Source organism: Bacillus sp. FSL W7-1582, from assembly GCF_038593325.1.
GTDB lineage: Bacteria > Bacillota > Bacilli > Bacillales > Bacillaceae > Bacillus > Bacillus altitudinis.
Genome location: NZ_CP151987.1, coordinates 2,759,803 through 2,779,409, shown reverse-complemented (window position 1 = coordinate 2,779,409; position 19,607 = coordinate 2,759,803). Strand labels below are relative to the sequence as shown.

The window sequence follows — 19,607 nt, the reverse complement described above, 5'->3', positions numbered from 1 at the left end:
GAAGTGGACATAAAATCACCTTTACCGTTTGAAACCTCTGACAAAGCCCATGCCAACTTATTTAACCGGATGGTCGATACACTTGTGGAGAATGACAATGCGCTCAGTCAACAAATAGCAGGGATCACGAATGAAACCTTGTTCATTTTAAAAGGTGATCAAGCCATTCAAGATGCATCAGTCAGTGGTGAGGAATATCCAATTGGCATTACGTTGATGGCTATAGCGAATGACAACGGATATCCTACAAAATTAGGTTTTGTGAAGAACGAAAAAATGAATGAGTATCGTTTTGTACAATATTATTATGGCAACGGTAATGAAACAAATAGTTATTTTACTAGTACTGGTATTTGGTTTAGACAATGGTATATAGCCTCAGGGTGGACAGAGTGGCACAAAATCTCTGGTTTTCTTCATACGAACATTGGTACAACTGGTAAGCAGTTGCTTAATAATGCTGAGCGACAAAAAATCCTTTTTAATCGAAAAATCAAAGATAGTCACAATAATTTTGATATAAAAAATAGTCGTTTTATTTGTCCGGAAAACGGAATGTATCTAGTAAACTCTGGAGTCTATATTGAGACAGTTCAAATGTATGCAAATTTTGAGCTATCTATTTTTTTAAATGGTAAAAATTATAAAAATATATCTCATTATAGACATCTCCCTGCCACACCCTCTGAATCGGCAAAACTTGATATAGGTTTATATGGGGCTGCGAATGTGCCAGCGAATAAAGGAGATTACATTGAAATTTACATGTATATAGGATATGCGGGAAATTCCGATCGTTATATATCTGATAATTCAGGCTGGTACAACTATTTCGATATTACGGAATTAGGCGGCCGTAATTTCCCAAGAGTGTAGGAGGAGTCAGATGATTTTATATGAAGCCATTAAGTATAAATACCCCGCTGCGGACCCGCAAAAAGATTTTGAACTAAGAAATGACGGCGACGGTTCGTATATAAACGAGTGGCATTTAGATGTGCCAAAGCCAACGGCAGAAGAATTGAAAAAATGGTGGGAGGAATCCCAAGCCAACCCGAGGTATCAACCACCTCTTCCACTAGATTATCTAGCACAAGAAGTAGCCAAAGAAAAGCTAATGAGAAAACAGCTTGAACATCAATGTGATCTTCTAACAAACGAACTAATAGCGCTGAAAAATGAGATCCTCTTCATTAAAGGAGGGAGTGAAACATGAATTATTGGGTCATGGCATTATATTTTCAATGGGTGACACCTGAGTTGGTCAAACAAGCCATTGAATTAGGGGATTGTTCAATGGAAGAGATGAAAGAGGGATATCACCAGCACATACTGACTTTAGAGCAATTAAAAGAAATTGACCCAAACTTTCTGAAAGAAGGAGTAGATCGAAATGGAGATAAAAAAACCAAAGTCATTTGAAGTTAGCGACAAAGCCCATGCTGATTTATTCAATGACATGGTAAAGGTTTTACTTGAGAATGATCAGGGACTGTTAGAACAACTCATTGGCCATATTGATGACACCAACCCACATGCATCTGAAGAAGAGAAGAAGAAATGGAATGAATCGCAGTTATATAAGATCACAGGTGATGACGGCAAACACTTGATCTCTGTTTCAGCTGACAAAAATATTTATGATGAGATAAAAGATAAGGGGACCTGTACTTTCATTGCATCCCCAGGGGTAGAAGATTCCCCTGCACCCAGCAATGCTTATTTAAGAGGAATACAAACTGTTGGACAAAATAACATTGGTACTGGATTTGCGGTAGACACGTCGGGTTATGCATATTACTTCTTCTATAATTCTACCCATGTATCTATCACTTGGACGCAGCTGCCGAGAACAGTCGATAAAGATAAATGGAATGGCAGCCAATTAATTAAAATTACAAATGACACGGGTGGCGTACGTGTATCTGTAGGAACTACAGAGAGTTTACTCGATAAAATTACACAGGCGGGAAAGGCATTTGGCACGTTTTATTCTCCAGCAGGTGTACAGGACAATCCTTCAGCTTTATCTGCACGCGGTTTTTATCACTTTACATCTGCGGACAGTAATAACAAGGGGACGTTTGGATGGGTGATTGCTGTAGATTATCGCAATAACGTCTTTACGAACTATCTTGATTTAAATTTAGGCTGGCAGGGCTGGCGTAGATTACTGACTGCTGCGGATGATGAGGTGAAGTGGAACAAGGTAGAACTTCCGCAGCTCGATAATGGTTGGAAAATATATAATTCTGTCGATGGTATTCCCCACACCGTGCAATATAGTAAAGATGCATTAGGTGTGGTTGAAATTATTGGGTCAATTACCGGCGGTAAGGTTGGTTTTGACTCTGTTGCTTTTACCTTAAAAGAAGGATTTAGACCAATGCAATCGACTCACTTTATTGGAGTAGCGTCAAGCATAGGTAAGAGTAGTACACCACAAATTCATAGGACAGCAATCGGGACAGATGGAAAAGTTTGTGTCCAATATTGTTCTAATGATCTGAATCCTAATGAATTTATCACGTTTGGTTTCCGATTTAGAACGAAGTGAACTAGCTGCTGTTATCATAATATCGCTTAAATAATATAGTTTTTTTGAAAGGAGAAACAATCATAAAAACACCTCAACCTTTTAAGACGAGTGATAAAGCTCATGCAGATCTCTTTAACGATTTAGTGAAAATTTTGATTGAAAATGATCAGGAACTACTAGAACAATTCAACCTTCATAAGGGAGATCCAATTCCTCACGTATCTGGTTCAGAAAAGAAAAAATGGAATGAATCACAGCTATATAAACTGACAAATGATAACGGTTCCCAATTGATTAATATCCCTGCTGGTGGCAGTATCTACGAGGGAATTAAAGCGCTAGGGGCTTGCTCATTTTATGCGCCAGGTGGTTCTGGAGTAGTCGATTCTCCAGCTATAGGAAATGCTGCATTAAGAGGCTTTCAGCTAGTAGGTCAAAATAATATTGGCGTAGGAATTGCAATTGATACATCAGGCAACTCATTTTGTTTTTCATATCATGTGAATGACATCGGAATCAACTGGATGCAAATGCCGACTCAAAATGAAAAAAACAAATGGGATGCAGGACAATTATCTAAAATTACTGCTGACGATGGAAAAGCTTTTGAAAGAATTAATGCGGAGGATCCTAGTATTTTAGATAAGCTAATAAAATTGCCGGGAGTTCATTCATGGTACATTCATGAAGCACATCCAGATCTTCCGACAAGAAGTTCCATGAGGGCTTTGTCTGTTTTTAGTGAGAATACCTATGGATGGGTCATCGGTGCAAACAATACAGGAGATGTCTATATTAACCGTTCAACAACTGATGTAACGGGTACACAACAAGAGTGGAGCGGTTGGAAACGTCTCAATGACCATAACCTATTAAATTCAAAGGGATTAAGACTTTCAATGTCAATAGGAACTGATATTTTAACGCTGCCATCGGGCTTTTACTTTGCTGTAGGATCTAATATTGTAAATATGCCTGTCGATAATGATTCTTCTTGGTTTAATATCGATATCTTAGAAACTGTAAATGGTAGAAAGACCATTCATGTCTGCAGAAGTTACGACAACACTCATTGGTTCGGAACAGTCCATACTGATGGTGTTTTTAAAGGGTGGAAAAAACTAGTGACTGATGCTGATTTTGAAAATGTTAAGTGGCTAAATGTAACCTTAGACAAAAGCTCTTCTATAGGGGATAGACCAGTTGAATATGTGAAATGGGGAAATTTATTATTGCTGAGAGGCCACCTAAAAGCAAATAGAGAAGTTATTTTTGGATGGATTCCAGCTGATCGTTTACCAGATAAAGGAATAGTAGTATCAGTTCCGGTATCAGGTACAACGGGTCATAGTAAATTATATATCTATAATACAGGAGAGCTAAAACTAACTGGTTTACATGCAGTGAATAACAGTGCAGTAACTGGCTACTATTTAGACATGGTTGTTCCATTAAATTAAGGAAGTGATACAAATGATACAAGCTTATGAATACAATCAGCAAAATGAATTGATCAGACCTATCGAAGTGTTCGAAAGGGATGATGAAGGAAATTATATTATTCCAGAGCAATGCACAACAATTGCACCACCCAATAATCCTTCTTTTTATAAGGCTGCATTTGATGTAAAAAAACAACAATGGTATGAATCAGCGACCCAAGAGTATATAGACAGCTTAAAACCAGCCCCTCTCCCGCCAAGTGATATAGAACTTTTAAAGAAACAAAATGCTTTGTTATCAAAACAATTAACGCAGCTATTAGCTATGCAAAAAGTAGGTGCTTCAGATTGATGTTTCCAACTGTAGCGGATATCAAACAATTCTGGGACTGGCAGTGTTACGGCCCAGAGGACATTGCATTTTATGTAAGCATTGGCTGGATCTCGGCAGAAGACTATCAAAATATAACTGGAGAAATGTACAAAGCCTAATGGCTTTATTTTTTTGCCGGAAAGAAGGTGATTCAAATGGAAGTAGATGTCGTTCAAAACTTAATGACACAAGGCCCATTCGCCGTTCTTTTTTGCTGGATTCTGTTTTATGTTCTCAACACTACAAAAGAACGGGAAAACAAACTCAATGAGCAAATCGAGGCGCAAAATGATGTGTTAGCAAAGTTTAGTGAGAAGTATGACGTCGTGATCGACAAGCTCGATAAAATTGAACGGAATTTAAAATAGGAGGAAAACATCATGAAAACATTCGACAAAGGCACTGTGATTCGCACAGTGCTTCTTTTTATTGCGCTTATCAACCAAACGCTTGTCATGTTTGGACAAACGGTGCTGCCGATTAGCGAGGAGCAAGTGCAAACCGTAGGAGAGGCACTATATGTGGCAGGTTCCACAATTTTCACTATGGTCACTGCCGTGATCGCTTGGTTTAAAAATAATTATGTGACCTATAAAGGTCAATTGCAAAAAGATGCCCTGAAACAAAGAGGGTTAACAAAATAATTTTTGAAGGAGAAACAATATGGTGAAGATCATTCAAGCACTCATCCCAAAACAAAATCGCAACAGACCAGGAAACAGGATGAAGCCGCTCTATATTACGGTGCATAATACATCGAACACTGGACGGGGGGCTGATGCGGCAAATCATGCAGCATTTGTTGCTCGGGCAAGTACCGGGGTTAGCTGGCACTACACGGTCGATGATCAGGTCATTTATCAGCATTTGCCACTAAACGAAAATGGCTGGCACGCAGGAGATGGCAGGGGAACCGGCAATATGAAATCAATTGGAATTGAAATTTGTGAAAATGCAGGCGCTAATTTTGAACAGGCTGTTAAAAACGCCCAATGGCTTATTCGGAAACTGATGGGGGATTTAGGAATTCCTTTATCAAACGTGGTGCCGCATAAGCATTGGAGCGGGAAAGAGTGTCCGCGTAAGCTGTTAAATCGTTGGGATGGCTTCAAGGCGGGTATTGCATCAGCATCAAGTCAAATGACAACAGCTAAACCTGTGAAAGAAACATCTATCAAAACCATATCAACGAGATCAACATCTAAAACCAACAAGGTCAAAAAAACATACAGTTTGCCTGCAGGTATTTTAAAAGTGACGAAGCCTCTTACAAAAGGGTCAGCTGTAAAAGCTGTACAACAAGCCTTAGCATCGATTTATTTTTATCCTGATAAGGGAGCGATCAATAATGGAATCGATGGGTACTACGGACCCAAGACTGCGAATGCAGTGTCTCGATTTCAAATGATGCATGGGTTAACCCCAGATGGCATATATGGTCCAAAGACCAAAGAAACATTAAGAAAGGTCATAGAAAGTTAACACATATGGAATGAATCAACCCTTTTCTATTATAAAAAAGTAAAATAAAACCATTTTTGGCGTTATTTGTTGTATAATGGTAAAAATGAATGGAGGGGTTGTATGAAGCGGATAAGTGTAATGATGTCTCTTTGTTTCATTGTCATGTTCCATTTTAATATGGAAAAGGTTGCAGCTAAGACCATTTATCGAGAAGTAGAAGTTGATTTCATCATGACGGAACAGGAAAAATATCTGTGGGTACCAGGAGGTCAAAATAATCCTGAACAATATCCATCTACTCACGGCTACCAATTTTCTATACTAAATGCAGAGGGTTGTACTTTAGAGGTGACACTCTACAGAACATCCTTATCAGGAACGGATTTTCCGTCATCAGTCAAAGAGTATACAGGTAACCAATATGATCTAAGTGCAACAGACCGAATTTTATCAAGTGGGCGCTACATTTATAGACCCCATGGTATTAAACTGACCAAAAAAGAAGGATGTGGGGATGTTGAGATAAAAGGAGTCTTTGGTTATCAAATTCAAGAACCAGACAAATAAGCTTTTATGAGTAAAATCAAATGAAAAAGCCTATCCATCATTGGATAGGCTTTTGATAATGGAGCATAGCGGGATCGAACCGCTGACCTCTACGCTGCCAGCGTAGCGCTCTCCCAGCTGAGCTAATGCCCCGAAGTATTACGACATAACTTATTATAATCAATCCTCCTGTAAAATTCAAGCTGTAAAACACAAACACTCCGGCTATTTTACTTTCTGATCAATCGGAATATAGTCAAAGATTTCTCCCGAATGAACCGAGTGGGCTAATCGTCTAAGCCAGTCATAATAGGCTTTTGAGCTTTCAAGCTGTTCAATGAGCTGTTTCGCTTCCTCTTTTTCATGTTCCTCCGCCTGATCATCACGAGCTACATCTTGAAGGCGTTCTTGCGCTTCTTCAATCGCTGCTAGATTGACCTCAACCTCTCGTTCCCATTTTTGCGGGAAGAAGTTCATGAAAAACTTAAAAAAGTCTTTCTCAGCAACAAAGCTGTGTTTTCTTCGGCCACGGTGAAAGGTCTTTTTGACAATATTCATGTCTTGCAGTTTTTTCACACCCGTACTCATACTAGGCTTACTCATTTGCAGCTCTTCACGCATTTCATCCAGCGTCATTTCCTCATTTAAATACATCGTCCCATATAGAATACCCGCACTTCTAGTAATGCCATAGAGATCCATTGTTTCAGCGATGGAATCAATGACGAGATCTTTAGCAGCTAAAATGCGTTCCTCTGCTTGTGGCTGTTCCTGCTTTTTCATCTTGTCCCTGCTTTCTATTAAGTGAATTCAATACGTTCAAAAAAATCTTTATGGACTATATGTTAACGAAAGAATGCAAAATGTCAAAATAAATGAAACATATCTCCCTTTGACAGAAAAATTTGAACATGTTAAGTTAATTATGTTCAAAACGTTAAATTTTTATTTAACAAACTTACCAAAGATAATCAGAGGAGGTTCCTTCTATGAGTCAAACACTATTTATCGATGGACAATGGGTTGGCGCTAAGAGTGGCGACACAAGAGATATCATCAATCCATTTAATCAAGAAGTGATCGCGACAGTCAGTGAAGGATCAAGAAATGACGCGCAGTTAGCCATTAAGGCAGCAAGAAAAACCTTCGATCAAGGTGATTGGGCAAACATGCCTGGACTTGAAAGAGGAAATATTGTGTTCAAAATTGCGGAATTGATTAGACGAGACCTAGATGAATTAGCCAAATTAGAATCACTTGATACGGGCAAAACATTAGAAGAAAGCAAAGCGGATATGGACGATATTGCGAACGTGTTCCAATATTATGCAGGTCTTGCTGATAAGGATGGCGGGAAAATCATTGCATCGCCTATTCCAGACTCAAAAAGCGAATTAGTCCGAGAACCTGTCGGTGTATGCGGTCAAATCACTCCTTGGAACTATCCGTTGCTTCAAGCGAGCTGGAAAATCGCTCCTGCCCTTGCAGCTGGAAATACAATCGTACTAAAGCCAAGTGAAATTACACCATTAACCACGATCAAAGTTTTCAAACTTATGGAAGAAGCGGGTGTTCCAGCAGGCGTTGCCAACTTAGTGCTTGGACCTGGAGCAACTGTTGGCGATGAGCTGGCTGTCAATGACCAAGTCGATTTAATTTCATTCACAGGCGGTATTGAAACAGGTAAGAAAATCATGCAGGGAGCCAGCGGGAATGTGAAGAAAATCGCCCTTGAGCTCGGCGGGAAAAACCCGAATATCGTCTTTCAAGATGCTGATTTAGACGTAGCGGTTGACCAGGCAATGAATGCTGTGTTTTTCCATGCAGGGCAAGTGTGTTCAGCAGGTTCACGCTTGTTAGTGGAAGAATCCATTCACGATGAATTTTTAGAAGAACTGGTGAAGCGTACGAAAAAAATCAAGCTAGGCAACGGCTTTGATGAAGGAACCCAGAGCGGACCGCTCATCTCAGCTGAGCATCGAGAAAAAGTAGAAAAATACGTCAGCATCGGTTTAGACGAAGGCGCAACATTAGAAACAGGTGGGAAACGACCTGATGCAGAGGAGCTTCAAAAAGGATTCTTCTACTTGCCGACGATTTTCTCAGGCTGTACATCAGAGATGCGAATTGTACAGGAAGAAGTGTTTGGACCAGTCCTCACTGTCGAATCCTTCCGATCAGAGGAAGAAGTCATCGAGCTGGCAAATGACACGATTTATGGTTTAGCAGGAGCGGTGTGGTCTTCTGATATCGGCAAAGCCGAACGAGTGGCTCGTCAATTAAGATTAGGCACGGTATGGATCAACGACTTCCATCCTTATTTTGCCCAAGCACCGTGGGGCGGATATAAACAATCAGGTCTTGGACGTGAATTAGGACGTACGGGCCTTGAAGAATATACGGAACTAAAACATTTATATCGAAATACAAAACCAGAAGCGGTTCATTGGTTTAAATAAATATCACTTATCTGGAGGAGATTCTATATGACTTTAAATATGAAAATTGAAAGCATGCAAAAATTCCATACGTTTGAAATTCCGACTGTCATCAAGCATGGCATTGGGGCAGTGAAACATGTTGGGGAAGAAGTGAAAGCATACGGCGTTTCAAAGGTATTGCTTGTCACAGATCCTGGTATTTATCAAGCGGGTGTTGTAGATCCAGTGATTGCTTCATTAAAAGAAGCACAAGTTGATGTGGTTCTATTTAATAAAGTAGAACCAAACCCGCCAGTCCGTTTAGTGAATGAAGGATCTGCGTTATATGAAAAAGAAGGCTGTAATGGTTTAGTCGCAGTAGGCGGCGGAAGCTCAATGGATACAGCGAAGGCTATTGGTGTGGAAGCGACTCATGAAGGATCAGTTCTTGATTACGAAGCGGCTGAGGGGAAAAAACCGCTTGAAAATAGAATCCCTCCGTTAACCACCATTCCGACAACGGCTGGTACAGGTTCAGAGGTCACGCAGTGGGCAGTGATTACTGACGAAGAAAGGGAATTCAAATTCAACACAGGTGGCCCACTCATTGCAGCTCACCTAACAGTGATTGACCCTGAGCTTCATGTATCTATGCCGCCGCATGTGACGGCTATGACGGGTATCGATGCGCTTGCGCACGCGATCGAATGCTATACGATGAAGTTTGCTCAGCCAATTACAGATGCGGTAGCGCTCATGGCCATTGAATATGCTGCTCATTATATTCGCCGTGCCTTTGCTGATGGAGAGGATTTAGAAGCAAGATATGGAATGGCACAAGCTGCGATGCTTGCAGGACTTTCCTATGGAAGTGAATCAGCTGGTGCAGCCCATGCGATGAGTCAAACGCTTGGGGGTATTATTCCTGTCGCACATGGCCAATGTGTAGCGGCAATGATGGGACCTGTCATGGAATATAACTGGAAAGGGTACCCAGAGAAGTTCGCTCGAATTGCGCAAGCATTCGGAATTGATACAAGCAGAATGACAACAGAGGAAGCTGCAAAAGCAGCAGTGAATTGGATGTATGATTTAGTGGAAGACCTAGAAGTTCCTTCATTAGAAGAACAAGGTGTACCAAAAGATATGATCGACCGTTTATCTAAAGAAGCAATGAAAGATCCGCAAACAGTTGGAAACCCAAGAGACCTGAACGAAAAAGCATACAACTGGATTTACGCCCGCTGCTTTGATTTAACACCTAAAACAGTGTAATAATGAAAAAAGGCTCCCAAAAGGGAGTCTTTTTTACATCTTATAGCTGTTCTTTAATTTCTTTAATTTGATGAATATGGCGCTTTTCATGTGCGCCGATAAAATCAAGGTATTGCTTTAATGAAAGTTCTTCAAACACAGGATGTGCAATCACGCGTTTGAAATCTTCCTCTGTAAACGTTGATAAAATTTGATTTAATTTCTCACGAGCTGTATCAAGCTCAACTTTTAAATGTGTAGGTGTCACATGCTTGCGCTCTGGCTCAACAATACTAGGCGCAGTGGCTTTTTTTGAACGATCCTCTGCCATTTCCACCGGCTTTGGCTCATATTCTTTAATCGGTGCTTTTTTCCCCTCGGCAGCTAGATGTTTTGCTGCAACTAGGTCCATCTTCTTTAAATGATCTGCCACCTCTTGAATACTCCAAGTATCATCAGATAATTTTTGATTCAATTGTTCTTCGTTCAAACCTTGCAGCTCTTGCCACAATTCTTGTCTTGCATCATGTAATAAACTCATTTTCATCACCTCAAGATCAAATTTTAACATACTGGTACATGACAATCATTCTTGAGCTATCGTTGAATTCCTTTGAAGAATTGTGAGGAAATTTGAAACCTTTACAAAAGTGGTTCGTATTACCTGTTAGAAGGAATACACTTGGATGTGAGCATGGTCTAAATGAATGAAAGGCTGCTCATTTCATAAAGAAAGGGTGAGGAAGATGGATGTGTTTGGGCTGCCTCTTCAGACGCTGTACTTATACATATTGATGGTATCAGGAATCCTGACGCTTGTTTTCGTCTTTTTTGGCGATGTATTTGATGGATTGTTTGAAGCGATTCCTGTCCCGTTCCTTCAACCAACATTGATCCTCGCATTTCTTACCTTTTTCTCGGCTGGAGGATTTATCTCTGAAAAAACAGCAATTGTAGGAAGTGGACTTGGCGCAGTATTATCTACCATTCTCGCAGTGGTTCTCGTTACTTGTTTACATGTATTTGTCTTAGTCCCGCTTTCCTCTGCTGAAGAATCTCTTTCATATACGGAGGCCGACCTAAAAGGAAGAACTGGGGAGATCATTGTATCTGTACCAAAAGATGGGTTTGGAGAAGTGCTGTTAATTAGTAACAGCGGGAAAATCTCAAAGCCTGCCGTCAGTTTCGACGAAGAGGAGATTCCATATGGAACCCGGGTGCTGGTCGTCGAAGTGAACAAAGGCGTGTTATCTGTTATACCAAATGAAGAAATCTAGGAGGGAATGCTATGCCAGGAACAACCATATTAATTATTATTGGAATTGTGCTTGTGATTCTCATTGCACTTATTGGTGTATTTGTTTCGAAATACCGGACAGCTGGTCCAGATGAAGCATTAATTGTCACAGGAAGTTACCTCGGAAGTAAAAATGTCCACGTGGATGAAGGTGGAAACAAGATTAAGATTGTAAGAGGTGGAGGTACCTTTGTACTCCCTGTTTTTCAACAAGCAGAGCCGCTCAGCTTACTATCTAGCAAGCTAGATGTTTCAACGCCTGAAGTCTATACTGAGCAGGGTGTACCGGTCATGGCGGATGGAACGGCCATCATTAAAATTGGCGGATCAATTGAAGAAATCGCCACTGCGGCAGAGCAGTTTTTAGGGAAAACAAAAGAAGATCGTGAAAATGAAGCAAGAGAAGTACTAGAAGGACACCTTCGCTCCATTTTAGGGTCAATGACAGTTGAAGAGATTTATAAAAACAGAGAGAAATTTTCTCAAGAAGTACAGCGTGTTGCTTCTCAAGATCTAGCGAAAATGGGTCTTGTCATTGTATCGTTTACAATCAAAGATGTCCGTGATAAAAATGGCTATTTAGAATCACTAGGTAAACCTAGAATTGCTCAAGTGAAACGCGATGCAGATATTGCGACAGCAGAAGCAGATAAAGAAACACGTATCAAACGTGCAGAAGCAGATAAAGATGCGAAGAAATCTGAGCTTGAGCGTGCCACTGAAATCGCTGAAGCAGAAAAAATCAATGAGCTGAAAAGAGCAGAATTCAGACGTGAACAAGATACAGCAAAAGCAAGCGCTGACCAAGCGTACGATCTTGAAACAGCTCGTAATCGTCAGCACGTAACTGAACAAGAAATGCAAGTCAAAATCATTGAACGTCAGAAGCAAATTGAATTAGAAGAAAAAGAGATCCAGCGTCGTGAGCGTCAATACGATTCTGAAGTGAAAAAGAAAGCAGATGCGGACCGTTATGCTGTTGAGCAGTCGGCTGCGGCGGAAAAAGCGAAGCGTCTTGCAGAAGCAGATGCGAAGAAATACAGCATTGAAGCAATGGCAAAAGCAGAAGCAGAGAAAGTTCGGATTGACGGGCTTGCCAAAGCAGAAGCCGATCGTGCAAAAGGGGAAACAGAAGCAGAAGTCATTAGGTTGAAAGGACTTGCGGAAGCAGAAGCGAAAGAGAAAATTGCAGAAGCATTCGAACAGTATGGTCAAGCGGCGATTCTTGATATGATTGTGAAAATGCTACCTGAATATGCGAAACAAGTATCTGCTCCACTTTCTAACATTGATAAAATTACAGTTGTTGATACAGGTGGTAACGGGGAAGGCAGCGGTGCCAACAAAGTGACCAGCTATGCGACAAACCTTATGTCCAGTCTTCAAGAAAGTCTGAAAGCTTCTTCTGGAATTGATGTTAAAGAAATTATTGAGAATTTCTCTGGCAAAGGCAATGTGAAACAAAGCATCCAAGAACTGACGAATGAAATCAAACAGCCAAGAAAAAAAGAAATCGCTGATCGTCAAATAGAAGAATAAAAATCAAAAGACACCTTCTGATAGAGGGTGTCTATTTTACTTGGGGCACATGCCGGTGTCTTTTGATAGATGAAGAGAGATTCACAAGAATGCCTGCAGATATCATCATGAACACCAATGAAGATCCGCCGTAGCTAATAAAGGGAAGAGGAATGCCTGTAATGGGGAGAAGCCCAAAGACAGCTCCGAGATTAAAGGCTGCTTGAATCATAATTTGAAAAGTAAGCCCGATCGTTAATAGTTTTCCAAATGGATCTTGTAAACCTTGAACGATTCGAACGGCGCGATACATGATGAGTAGGTAGGCACCCATCACAAACAACAGCCCCATGATTCCCAGCTCTTCACTAATGATGGCCATAATAAAATCTGTATGGGCTTCAGGAAGAAACCCTAGTTTTTGAATGCTTCCGCCTAAACCATTCCCGGTCAGTCCTCCTGAATCCATGGCGAGATAAGAATGGATCAGCTGATAACCATCTCCATCTTCATACATGAAAGGATCACGAAAAGAAGTGATCCGTTTCAAACGATAAGGAGCGGTCACAGCAAAAAAAGTGATCCCTGCCGCAGCCGTCGAACCTAGTAGAATGAGGTGGCGTGTTTTAAGTCCAGCACATAATAAGACGATACCGCAGCTCAATAAAATAGAAACTGCTGTACCTAAATCTGGCTGTTTTAAAATCAATAAAAAAGCTAGACTCAAAAGAAGAAGTGGAGGCAGTACTCCTTTTTTAAAGGATGTAATGTACGCTTGTTTCCTTGCATATACATAGGCAAAATAGATGATCATCACTAATTTCACAGCCTCAGAGGGCTGGATGATCAGAGAGCCCAATTGAATCCATCGTTGTGAATTGTTTTTGACAACACCGATTCCAGGAAGCAGGACAAGGATAAGACATAACAGTGACAGCATCACAAGCCACCGAATCCATTTACGGTAAGCTTGATATGGAACCAGGGCCGCAGCGATGAAAAAGAAGAACCCAATCAAAAGCCATTGCCACTGTTTCATGAAGAAGTAGCTGCCCTGTCCATATTTTATTTCGCCTAAAGGATAACTCGCACTGTACACCATCAGCAATCCAAAGAAACAAAGACAAACAATCGTCCCAGCAAGAATGTAGTCGATTTTTTTTAGGTGAGAAAGAATCAATGACATCACCTTCAATCCCAGTTACGTCCAAACATGTAGGATGAGGACCTCAGATTGACACTAAACACAAGGCCAATGGCGATCATATTGGTTAAAAGCGCACTGCCCCCATAGCTGATAAAAGGAAGGGCAAGACCAGTCACAGGCATTAGCCCTACTGTCATCCCAACGTTTTGGAAGACTTGAAAGACGATCAGCCCAACCACCCCAGCACATATATAAAGCCCATAAAGGGTATTCGCATGCATAGCCACATGAATCATTCGATAGACCATCATAAGATATAAACAGATCAATAGGGAGGCGCCGATAAAACCAAACTCCTCGCCAATGACTGCAAATATAAAATCTGTATGGGCTTCAGGGATATTTCCCCCTTGTACTTGATTTCCTTTTGCATACCCGCTTCCTGATAATTGTCCTGACCCAATGCCAAGCATTGCTTGTTTCAGTTGATACCCATATGTCGAATCAAATTCATCAGGAGAGAGCCATCCATAAATGCGATCAAGCTGATGAGGTTTAATCACTTTTGTAAAGTGCTCAAAATGTTCATTGTGCAAGTAGGTCAAAAATGCAAGAAGCGCGAGAAAAGAAGCGATTAATGCAGCGATCATTTTACTTGAAATGCCTGACACAAGCATCAGTGTAAAAGCGATAGACAAGATCACAAGTGCCGTCCCCAAATCTGGCTGAATTAAAATCAGGAAAAAAGGAACAGCGGTCCAGCATATAATTTTCATTGTGGGAATCATGCTTTCTTTAAATGCAAAGCGCTGATGTTTGTATCGATTTAAAATAGCCGCTAACAGAAGAATGACAAAAATTTTCATAAATTCTGATGGTTGTACTTTCATGGGTCCCAAGCTGATCCACCTTTGAGAGCCATTTTGATTCGTGCCAAAAAAATGAACGAGAATGATGAGAAAGAGACCACCTGCAAATAATCGAAAAGATAACCGCTCAAGCAGTTCATAATCAAAGTAAGCAACTGCCGCCATAAGGCCAAAGCCGACGATATACCAGAAAACTTGTCTTTTGACGAAATAAAACATATCTTGCGTTTCATACTGTCCCGATCCGCTATACACAGCTAGTAGGCTGATCACAAAGAAGCAAATGACAGTGAATAATAATGCGAAGTCAATGCTGTTCTGTTTTTTCATGTCTCCGTCACCTGCTATGACCTATTTGTCAGCTGGTTTAATACGACCTGCACCGCTGCAGCGTCATCAATATAGCCGATCGGAAAAATATAATCTGGTATTAAATCAACGGGCATAATGAAGTAAAGTAATGCGCCTCCCATCAACATCAATTCTCGAGACGTCCCCCGTCCGCTCATGAACGAGCTGTACATGCTTTTCAATTGATCAAGAAATGGCCCAACACCACTTATCGTATCTATCTTTTTTTCAAACTTTGCTGAGATCGTTTCTTTTCCCTCTTCTGATTGACTATAGGTCTCATATTCATTTAACTTCTGTTTCAATTCATTCTCGCTGAACGTCCCGTCATAGACATCATGATCTTTCAGCGTTCGCTCAATCTCTTCTACGGCTTGAATGAACGTATTACCGTGAACTCTTTCGTTTTTAATTGAAAATCCAGCCGTGGCCAATAGATGATCTAAAGAAATGTGTAGAGCATCTGAAAGCCGCTGTAAATGGTTCAAAGTCGGTTTTCTTTTTCCGTTCATGATTCTAGACAGTGTGGCTTTATCAATTTCTGTTTGTGTACTGAGTTCTCTTAATGAAAGAGAACGTATTTGCAGTTGTTCTTTTAAAAACTGCCGAAGCTCAGTTGTTTTAAATTCCATCTCTTCTTTCCCCTTTTCATAAAGTTCAACTCTTCAATAAAAGAAGTCGTACCCAATATATAGGGGTGTTGACAAAATGTCAACGAATATCCATTAGGGATTGAATTTTATAAAATAGAAACTTATCATATGAAACATAGAGTAAGAAATGGCTAAAAGGGGTGTGCAGATGAAGGTTAGACATGCAGTACATAATGATATTCCTAAAATTGCCGAAATTCATGTGAAGAGCTGGCAAACGACTTATCACGGCATTATTTCACAAGAGTATTTAGATGCTTTGAATGTAGGGGAGCGGGAAGAGAGCTGGAGAAGCAGGTCGCTTGAAGGCACGTTTGTCGCAGAGGATGCTGACGGAGTATTTGGTTTTGCTTCCTTCGGAAAACAGCGTGATGAGAGATATTCAAAATATGATGGTGAGCTTTATGCCATCTATTTGTTGCAGAGAAAACAGAAATCAGGAGCGGGTATGGCTTTGATTGCAAAAGGTGTGGATTATTTAATAGAGAAAGGCTATCAGAATATGCTGCTCTGGGTATTTGAGCAAAATTCAGCGAAGCAATTTTATCAAAAACTTCAACCTAGTTTTGCCGTCACCAGCCAGTTCGAGCTGGCTGGTGAGAACCATGAAGAAATAGGGTATGGATGGGAACTATCTGTACTAAGTGCTCATGTTCAACAGATTATATCGTCAGCTTCCAGTAATAATGAGAGAAAAAAGTAAAAAGGGTGGCGAGTAAAATATAAGATATAAAAGGAGAAGCCTCTACTTTCCCTTTCACACCTGCTATTTTTAATGCCTCATAGAAACTGGCCAAAAAGTAGGCGAGACTGAGGATGTAACAGCACAGCATAATGGAGTAAGGATTCATTGTCGTACCTCCAGCATGAAATCTTCTACTATTAATAGATTCAATAGAGCAGCAAATTATGCATAAAAAAATAACCCGCTGAAACAGCTGGGTTATTTTTGTCGAGGAAAAACCAAACGAGACGCACTAGGGATGAGTAAACAAAGAACAATACTACAAATGATAAATGAAGGAATCATATATGTGCTGTTATAAACTAATGAATACACCCAACCTGGTGTTCCTTTTGGTGCATAATGAGAAAAGAAGACTACACCTGAAATAAAGAACGTCAGCAGTCTGAAGAAACTGGCGACAAATACAGCTAGGATAATATAGAAGAATTGTTTCTTTCGCTTTTTATCCTGAATGGCTTTTTTAATTGATCCTGAGAATAGCCCGCTTAAACAAATCACAACAGATGCGACAAAGTAATCTAGAAATCCTTGTACAGGTGTAGCAATAATAGGATTGTTCATCAGCTGCAGTCCTGCGATTAACACACCGATGATAAATCCAGCAGACACGCCCCATCTAATGGACATGAGAATGACAGGAATCATGATCAGTGCAATTGACCCGCCGTTTGGCATTCTTAAAAAGAGACCTGATAAATAATCTAAAACAAGTGCAAGAGAAGTCATGATGGCGATCTCCATCAGTCGTACTAATTGATTTGATTGCTGCATAAAAAAATCCCCTTTTCACGAATTGTGCAAGGAGAGACCATGTCAGGATGAGTATGTGATTCATAGAAAAACATATCGGCTTGCATACATGCATGTATGCAAGTGATTCCACATTCCTACTTCAGTATTAACTGACAGGTTCAAAGGGTCAGAACAACGAATTGTTCACTCTCAGCACGAGGCTCCCCCTGCGGTTATTAAATTTCAATCTATTATAAATATACTAAAGACCTACAGGATCAACAATAGTGAATTATGGAGTTAAGCCCTTTTTGTACGAATATATAGGAAGAGATCAGGAAAAATAAATTATTTAGAAAAAATACTTGTTTCTTCTTTTAAAAGGTGTTATATTTGTATTCGCCGCTGAAACAGTGCGGTTGAGAAATAACATTCAAGAAAAAAGTTGTTGACTTCATCTTGATAGAATGTTATATTAATAAAGTCGCTTCTGAGCGATAACGAAGATGATCTTTGAAAACTAAACAAGACAAAACGTACCTGTTAATTCGAGTTTTTATAAAAAAATCCTATGATACATCATAGGTAGTCAGTCAGACTGACGAGGCAGGAAATGATCACATGCTAAGTTCGCTACATCGTGTAGCAACGCATGTGTGATATGCATCCTGCATACCTCGGAGAGTTTGATCCTGGCTCAGGACGAACGCTGGCGGCGTGCCTAATACATGCAAGTCGAGCGGACAGAAGGGAGCTTGCTCCCGGATGTTAGCGGCGGACGGGTGAGTAACACGTGGGTAACCTGCCTGTAAGACTGGGATAACTCCGGGAAACCGGAGCTAATACCGGATAGTTCCTTGAACCGCATGGTTCAAGGATGAAAGACGGTTTCGGCTGTCACTTACAGATGGACCCGCGGCGCATTAGCTAGTTGGTGAGGTAACGGCTCACCAAGGCGACGATGCGTAGCCGACCTGAGAGGGTGATCGGCCACACTGGGACTGAGACACGGCCCAGACTCCTACGGGAGGCAGCAGTAGGGAATCTTCCGCAATGGACGAAAGTCTGACGGAGCAACGCCGCGTGAGTGATGAAGGTTTTCGGATCGTAAAGCTCTGTTGTTAGGGAAGAACAAGTGCAAGAGTAACTGCTTGCACCTTGACGGTACCTAACCAGAAAGCCACGGCTAACTACGTGCCAGCAGCCGCGGTAATACGTAGGTGGCAAGCGTTGTCCGGAATTATTGGGCGTAAAGGGCTCGCAGGCGGTTTCTTAAGTCTGATGTGAAAGCCCCCGGCTCAACCGGGGAGGGTCATTGGAAACTGGGAAACTTGAGTGCAGAAGAGGAGAGTGGAATTCCACGTGTAGCGGTGAAATGCGTAGAGATGTGGAGGAACACCAGTGGCGAAGGCGACTCTCTGGTCTGTAACTGACGCTGAGGAGCGAAAGCGTGGGGAGCGAACAGGATTAGATACCCTGGTAGTCCACGCCGTAAACGATGAGTGCTAAGTGTTAGGGGGTTTCCGCCCCTTAGTGCTGCAGCTAACGCATTAAGCACTCCGCCTGGGGAGTACGGTCGCAAGACTGAAACTCAAAGGAATTGACGGGGGCCCGCACAAGCGGTGGAGCATGTGGTTTAATTCGAAGCAACGCGAAGAACCTTACCAGGTCTTGACATCCTCTGACAACCCTAGAGATAGGGCTTTCCCTTCGGGGACAGAGTGACAGGTGGTGCATGGTTGTCGTCAGCTCGTGTCGTGAGATGTTGGGTTAAGTCCCGCAACGAGCGCAACCCTTGATCTTAGTTGCCAGCATTCAGTTGGGCACTCTAAGGTGACTGCCGGTGACAAACCGGAGGAAGGTGGGGATGACGTCAAATCATCATGCCCCTTATGACCTGGGCTACACACGTGCTACAATGGACAGAACAAAGGGCTGCGAGACCGCAAGGTTTAGCCAATCCCACAAATCTGTTCTCAGTTCGGATCGCAGTCTGCAACTCGACTGCGTGAAGCTGGAATCGCTAGTAATCGCGGATCAGCATGCCGCGGTGAATACGTTCCCGGGCCTTGTACACACCGCCCGTCACACCACGAGAGTTTGCAACACCCGAAGTCGGTGAGGTAACCTTTATGGAGCCAGCCGCCGAAGGTGGGGCAGATGATTGGGGTGAAGTCGTAACAAGGTAGCCGTATCGGAAGGTGCGGCTGGATCACCTCCTTTCTAAGGATATATGGAGCAGCGTACGTTTTTC

General features: G+C 41.4%; 22 protein-coding genes, 1 tRNA gene, 1 rRNA gene and 1 riboswitch. Of the genes, 17 read left to right on the top strand and 7 right to left on the bottom strand.

The features are described from left to right. Positions 1 to 3: 3 nt before the first annotated feature. The 11 genes from NSQ11_RS14395 to NSQ11_RS14345 all read left to right on the top strand — a co-directional run bounded on the left by NSQ11_RS14395 (position 4) and on the right by NSQ11_RS14345 (position 6,385). On the top strand, positions 4 to 876 hold the full coding sequence (locus tag NSQ11_RS14395; RefSeq protein ID WP_342501137.1) for a hypothetical protein: 873 nt from the start codon (positions 4 to 6) through the stop codon (positions 874 to 876). A gap of 10 nt (positions 877 to 886) precedes the next feature. Then, the gene (locus tag NSQ11_RS14390) at positions 887 to 1,216 is read left to right on the top strand and encodes an XkdW family protein (RefSeq protein WP_079920582.1); all 330 of its coding nucleotides are present in this window, start codon (positions 887 to 889) and stop codon (positions 1,214 to 1,216) included. Further along, on the top strand, positions 1,213 to 1,422 hold the full coding sequence (locus tag NSQ11_RS14385; RefSeq protein WP_072368326.1) for a phage portal protein: 210 nt from the start codon (positions 1,213 to 1,215) through the stop codon (positions 1,420 to 1,422). The genes NSQ11_RS14390 and NSQ11_RS14385 overlap by 4 nt, the downstream gene beginning before the upstream one ends. Continuing rightward, positions 1,394 to 2,557 (top strand): hypothetical protein, encoded by a 1,164-nt coding sequence (locus NSQ11_RS14380; RefSeq protein ID WP_072368325.1) that lies wholly within the window; start codon positions 1,394 to 1,396, stop codon positions 2,555 to 2,557. Before NSQ11_RS14385 ends, NSQ11_RS14380 begins: the two co-directional genes overlap by 29 nt. Positions 2,558 to 2,601: 44 nt before the next feature. Beyond that, positions 2,602 to 3,999 (top strand): hypothetical protein, encoded by a 1,398-nt coding sequence (locus NSQ11_RS14375; protein WP_234935787.1) that lies wholly within the window; start codon positions 2,602 to 2,604, stop codon positions 3,997 to 3,999. Between the two features lie 13 nt (positions 4,000 to 4,012). After that, a complete protein-coding gene (locus tag NSQ11_RS14370) occupies positions 4,013 to 4,333 on the top strand; it encodes a hypothetical protein (protein ID WP_041507667.1) in 321 nt (106 codons plus the stop codon). Then, positions 4,333 to 4,473, top strand: coding sequence for an XkdX family protein (locus NSQ11_RS14365; protein WP_079920608.1), 141 nt, complete (start codon positions 4,333 to 4,335; stop codon positions 4,471 to 4,473). Before NSQ11_RS14370 ends, NSQ11_RS14365 begins: the two co-directional genes overlap by 1 nt. 36 nt (positions 4,474 to 4,509) lie before the next feature. Then, positions 4,510 to 4,722, top strand: coding sequence for a BhlA/UviB family holin-like peptide (locus NSQ11_RS14360; protein ID WP_017367922.1), 213 nt, complete (start codon positions 4,510 to 4,512; stop codon positions 4,720 to 4,722). Positions 4,723 to 4,734: 12 nt separating this feature from the next. Then, on the top strand, positions 4,735 to 4,998 hold the full coding sequence (locus tag NSQ11_RS14355) for a phage holin (RefSeq protein WP_008361671.1): 264 nt from the start codon (positions 4,735 to 4,737) through the stop codon (positions 4,996 to 4,998). 19 nt (positions 4,999 to 5,017) lie between these two features. Next, positions 5,018 to 5,836 (top strand): N-acetylmuramoyl-L-alanine amidase, encoded by an 819-nt coding sequence (locus NSQ11_RS14350; RefSeq protein WP_342501136.1) that lies wholly within the window; start codon positions 5,018 to 5,020, stop codon positions 5,834 to 5,836. Between the two features lie 102 nt (positions 5,837 to 5,938). Further along, a complete protein-coding gene (locus NSQ11_RS14345; protein ID WP_039169955.1) occupies positions 5,939 to 6,385 on the top strand; it encodes a hypothetical protein in 447 nt (148 codons plus the stop codon). A 59-nt stretch (positions 6,386 to 6,444) separates the two neighbouring features. On the opposite strand, the gene NSQ11_RS14340 is transcribed toward NSQ11_RS14345, so the two are convergent. Next, positions 6,445 to 6,517 (bottom strand) — tRNA-Ala (locus NSQ11_RS14340). Between the two features lie 72 nt (positions 6,518 to 6,589). Beyond that, the gene (locus NSQ11_RS14335; RefSeq protein ID WP_046344315.1) at positions 6,590 to 7,147 is read right to left on the bottom strand and encodes a GbsR/MarR family transcriptional regulator; all 558 of its coding nucleotides are present in this window, start codon (positions 7,145 to 7,147) and stop codon (positions 6,590 to 6,592) included. Between the two features lie 206 nt (positions 7,148 to 7,353). Here NSQ11_RS14335 and betB point away from each other — a divergent pair, with 206 nt between their 5' ends. Then, positions 7,354 to 8,823 carry a betaine-aldehyde dehydrogenase gene (betB, locus tag NSQ11_RS14330; RefSeq protein WP_144626062.1) on the top strand — a complete coding sequence of 490 codons (1,470 nt, stop codon included), beginning with the start codon at positions 7,354 to 7,356 and terminating at the stop codon, positions 8,821 to 8,823. A gap of 27 nt (positions 8,824 to 8,850) precedes the next feature. Beyond that, positions 8,851 to 10,059 (top strand): iron-containing alcohol dehydrogenase, encoded by a 1,209-nt coding sequence (locus NSQ11_RS14325; RefSeq protein WP_008344050.1) that lies wholly within the window; start codon positions 8,851 to 8,853, stop codon positions 10,057 to 10,059. Between the two features lie 40 nt (positions 10,060 to 10,099). Here NSQ11_RS14325 and NSQ11_RS14320 read toward each other — a convergent pair whose 3' ends face one another. Beyond that, complete coding sequence (locus NSQ11_RS14320; protein ID WP_048003085.1) at positions 10,100 to 10,579, bottom strand: DinB family protein; 480 nt, start codon at positions 10,577 to 10,579, stop codon at positions 10,100 to 10,102. A 205-nt stretch (positions 10,580 to 10,784) separates the two neighbouring features. Between NSQ11_RS14320 and NSQ11_RS14315 the strand changes: the two genes are divergently transcribed. Beyond that, positions 10,785 to 11,315 carry a hypothetical protein gene (locus tag NSQ11_RS14315; RefSeq protein ID WP_019743390.1) on the top strand — a complete coding sequence of 177 codons (531 nt, stop codon included), beginning with the start codon at positions 10,785 to 10,787 and terminating at the stop codon, positions 11,313 to 11,315. 11 nt (positions 11,316 to 11,326) lie between these two features. Then, positions 11,327 to 12,874 carry a flotillin family protein gene (locus NSQ11_RS14310; protein WP_007500611.1) on the top strand — a complete coding sequence of 516 codons (1,548 nt, stop codon included), beginning with the start codon at positions 11,327 to 11,329 and terminating at the stop codon, positions 12,872 to 12,874. 31 nt (positions 12,875 to 12,905) lie between these two features. Here NSQ11_RS14310 and ftsW read toward each other — a convergent pair whose 3' ends face one another. Genes ftsW through NSQ11_RS14295 form a run of 3 tightly spaced genes read right to left on the bottom strand, consistent with a single transcriptional unit; the run spans position 12,906 to position 15,852 of the window. Then, on the bottom strand, positions 12,906 to 14,048 hold the full coding sequence (gene ftsW / locus NSQ11_RS14305) for a putative lipid II flippase FtsW (protein ID WP_272754201.1): 1,143 nt from the start codon (positions 14,046 to 14,048) through the stop codon (positions 12,906 to 12,908). Further along, entirely contained in the window at positions 14,045 to 15,199 is a 1,155-nt protein-coding gene (gene rodA / locus NSQ11_RS14300) for a rod shape-determining protein RodA (protein ID WP_342501135.1), read from the bottom strand. Before rodA ends, ftsW begins: the two co-directional genes overlap by 4 nt. Positions 15,200 to 15,213: 14 nt before the next feature. Further along, positions 15,214 to 15,852 (bottom strand): DUF1232 domain-containing protein, encoded by a 639-nt coding sequence (locus NSQ11_RS14295; RefSeq protein ID WP_035701111.1) that lies wholly within the window; start codon positions 15,850 to 15,852, stop codon positions 15,214 to 15,216. A 169-nt stretch (positions 15,853 to 16,021) separates the two neighbouring features. Here NSQ11_RS14295 and NSQ11_RS14290 point away from each other — a divergent pair, with 169 nt between their 5' ends. Continuing rightward, positions 16,022 to 16,576, top strand: a complete 555-nt coding sequence (locus NSQ11_RS14290; protein ID WP_035701109.1) for a GNAT family N-acetyltransferase — start codon at positions 16,022 to 16,024, stop codon at positions 16,574 to 16,576. Between the two features lie 240 nt (positions 16,577 to 16,816). Here the strand turns inward: NSQ11_RS14290 and thiT are convergent, their stop codons facing one another. Continuing rightward, positions 16,817 to 17,392, bottom strand: a complete 576-nt coding sequence (gene thiT, locus NSQ11_RS14285; protein ID WP_007500615.1) for an energy-coupled thiamine transporter ThiT — start codon at positions 17,390 to 17,392, stop codon at positions 16,817 to 16,819. Positions 17,393 to 17,488: 96 nt separating this feature from the next. Continuing rightward, positions 17,489 to 17,591, bottom strand: a riboswitch (TPP riboswitch). A 436-nt stretch (positions 17,592 to 18,027) separates the two neighbouring features. Here thiT and NSQ11_RS14280 point away from each other — a divergent pair. After that, positions 18,028 to 19,576, top strand: a 16S ribosomal RNA gene (locus NSQ11_RS14280). Positions 19,577 to 19,607 lie beyond the last annotated feature (31 nt).

Coding starts and splice junctions, on each gene's coding strand:
- NSQ11_RS14390 (WP_079920582.1), top strand. CDS start 887: ATGATTTTATATGAAGCCATTAAGTATAAATACCCCGCTGCGGACCCG.
- NSQ11_RS14385 (WP_072368326.1), top strand. CDS start 1,213: ATGAATTATTGGGTCATGGCATTATATTTTCAATGGGTGACACCTGAG.
- NSQ11_RS14380 (WP_072368325.1), top strand. CDS start 1,394: ATGGAGATAAAAAAACCAAAGTCATTTGAAGTTAGCGACAAAGCCCAT.
- NSQ11_RS14370 (WP_041507667.1), top strand. CDS start 4,013: ATGATACAAGCTTATGAATACAATCAGCAAAATGAATTGATCAGACCT.
- NSQ11_RS14365 (WP_079920608.1), top strand. CDS start 4,333: ATGTTTCCAACTGTAGCGGATATCAAACAATTCTGGGACTGGCAGTGT.
- NSQ11_RS14360 (WP_017367922.1), top strand. CDS start 4,510: ATGGAAGTAGATGTCGTTCAAAACTTAATGACACAAGGCCCATTCGCC.
- NSQ11_RS14355 (WP_008361671.1), top strand. CDS start 4,735: ATGAAAACATTCGACAAAGGCACTGTGATTCGCACAGTGCTTCTTTTT.
- NSQ11_RS14350 (WP_342501136.1), top strand. CDS start 5,018: ATGGTGAAGATCATTCAAGCACTCATCCCAAAACAAAATCGCAACAGA.
- NSQ11_RS14345 (WP_039169955.1), top strand. CDS start 5,939: ATGAAGCGGATAAGTGTAATGATGTCTCTTTGTTTCATTGTCATGTTC.
- NSQ11_RS14335 (WP_046344315.1), bottom strand. CDS start 7,147: ATGAAAAAGCAGGAACAGCCACAAGCAGAGGAACGCATTTTAGCTGCT.
- betB (WP_144626062.1), top strand. CDS start 7,354: ATGAGTCAAACACTATTTATCGATGGACAATGGGTTGGCGCTAAGAGT.
- NSQ11_RS14325 (WP_008344050.1), top strand. CDS start 8,851: ATGACTTTAAATATGAAAATTGAAAGCATGCAAAAATTCCATACGTTT.
- NSQ11_RS14320 (WP_048003085.1), bottom strand. CDS start 10,579: ATGAGTTTATTACATGATGCAAGACAAGAATTGTGGCAAGAGCTGCAA.
- NSQ11_RS14315 (WP_019743390.1), top strand. CDS start 10,785: ATGGATGTGTTTGGGCTGCCTCTTCAGACGCTGTACTTATACATATTG.
- NSQ11_RS14310 (WP_007500611.1), top strand. CDS start 11,327: ATGCCAGGAACAACCATATTAATTATTATTGGAATTGTGCTTGTGATT.
- rodA (WP_342501135.1), bottom strand. CDS start 15,199: ATGAAAAAACAGAACAGCATTGACTTCGCATTATTATTCACTGTCATT.
- NSQ11_RS14295 (WP_035701111.1), bottom strand. CDS start 15,852: ATGGAATTTAAAACAACTGAGCTTCGGCAGTTTTTAAAAGAACAACTG.
- NSQ11_RS14290 (WP_035701109.1), top strand. CDS start 16,022: ATGAAGGTTAGACATGCAGTACATAATGATATTCCTAAAATTGCCGAA.
- thiT (WP_007500615.1), bottom strand. CDS start 17,392: ATGCAGCAATCAAATCAATTAGTACGACTGATGGAGATCGCCATCATG.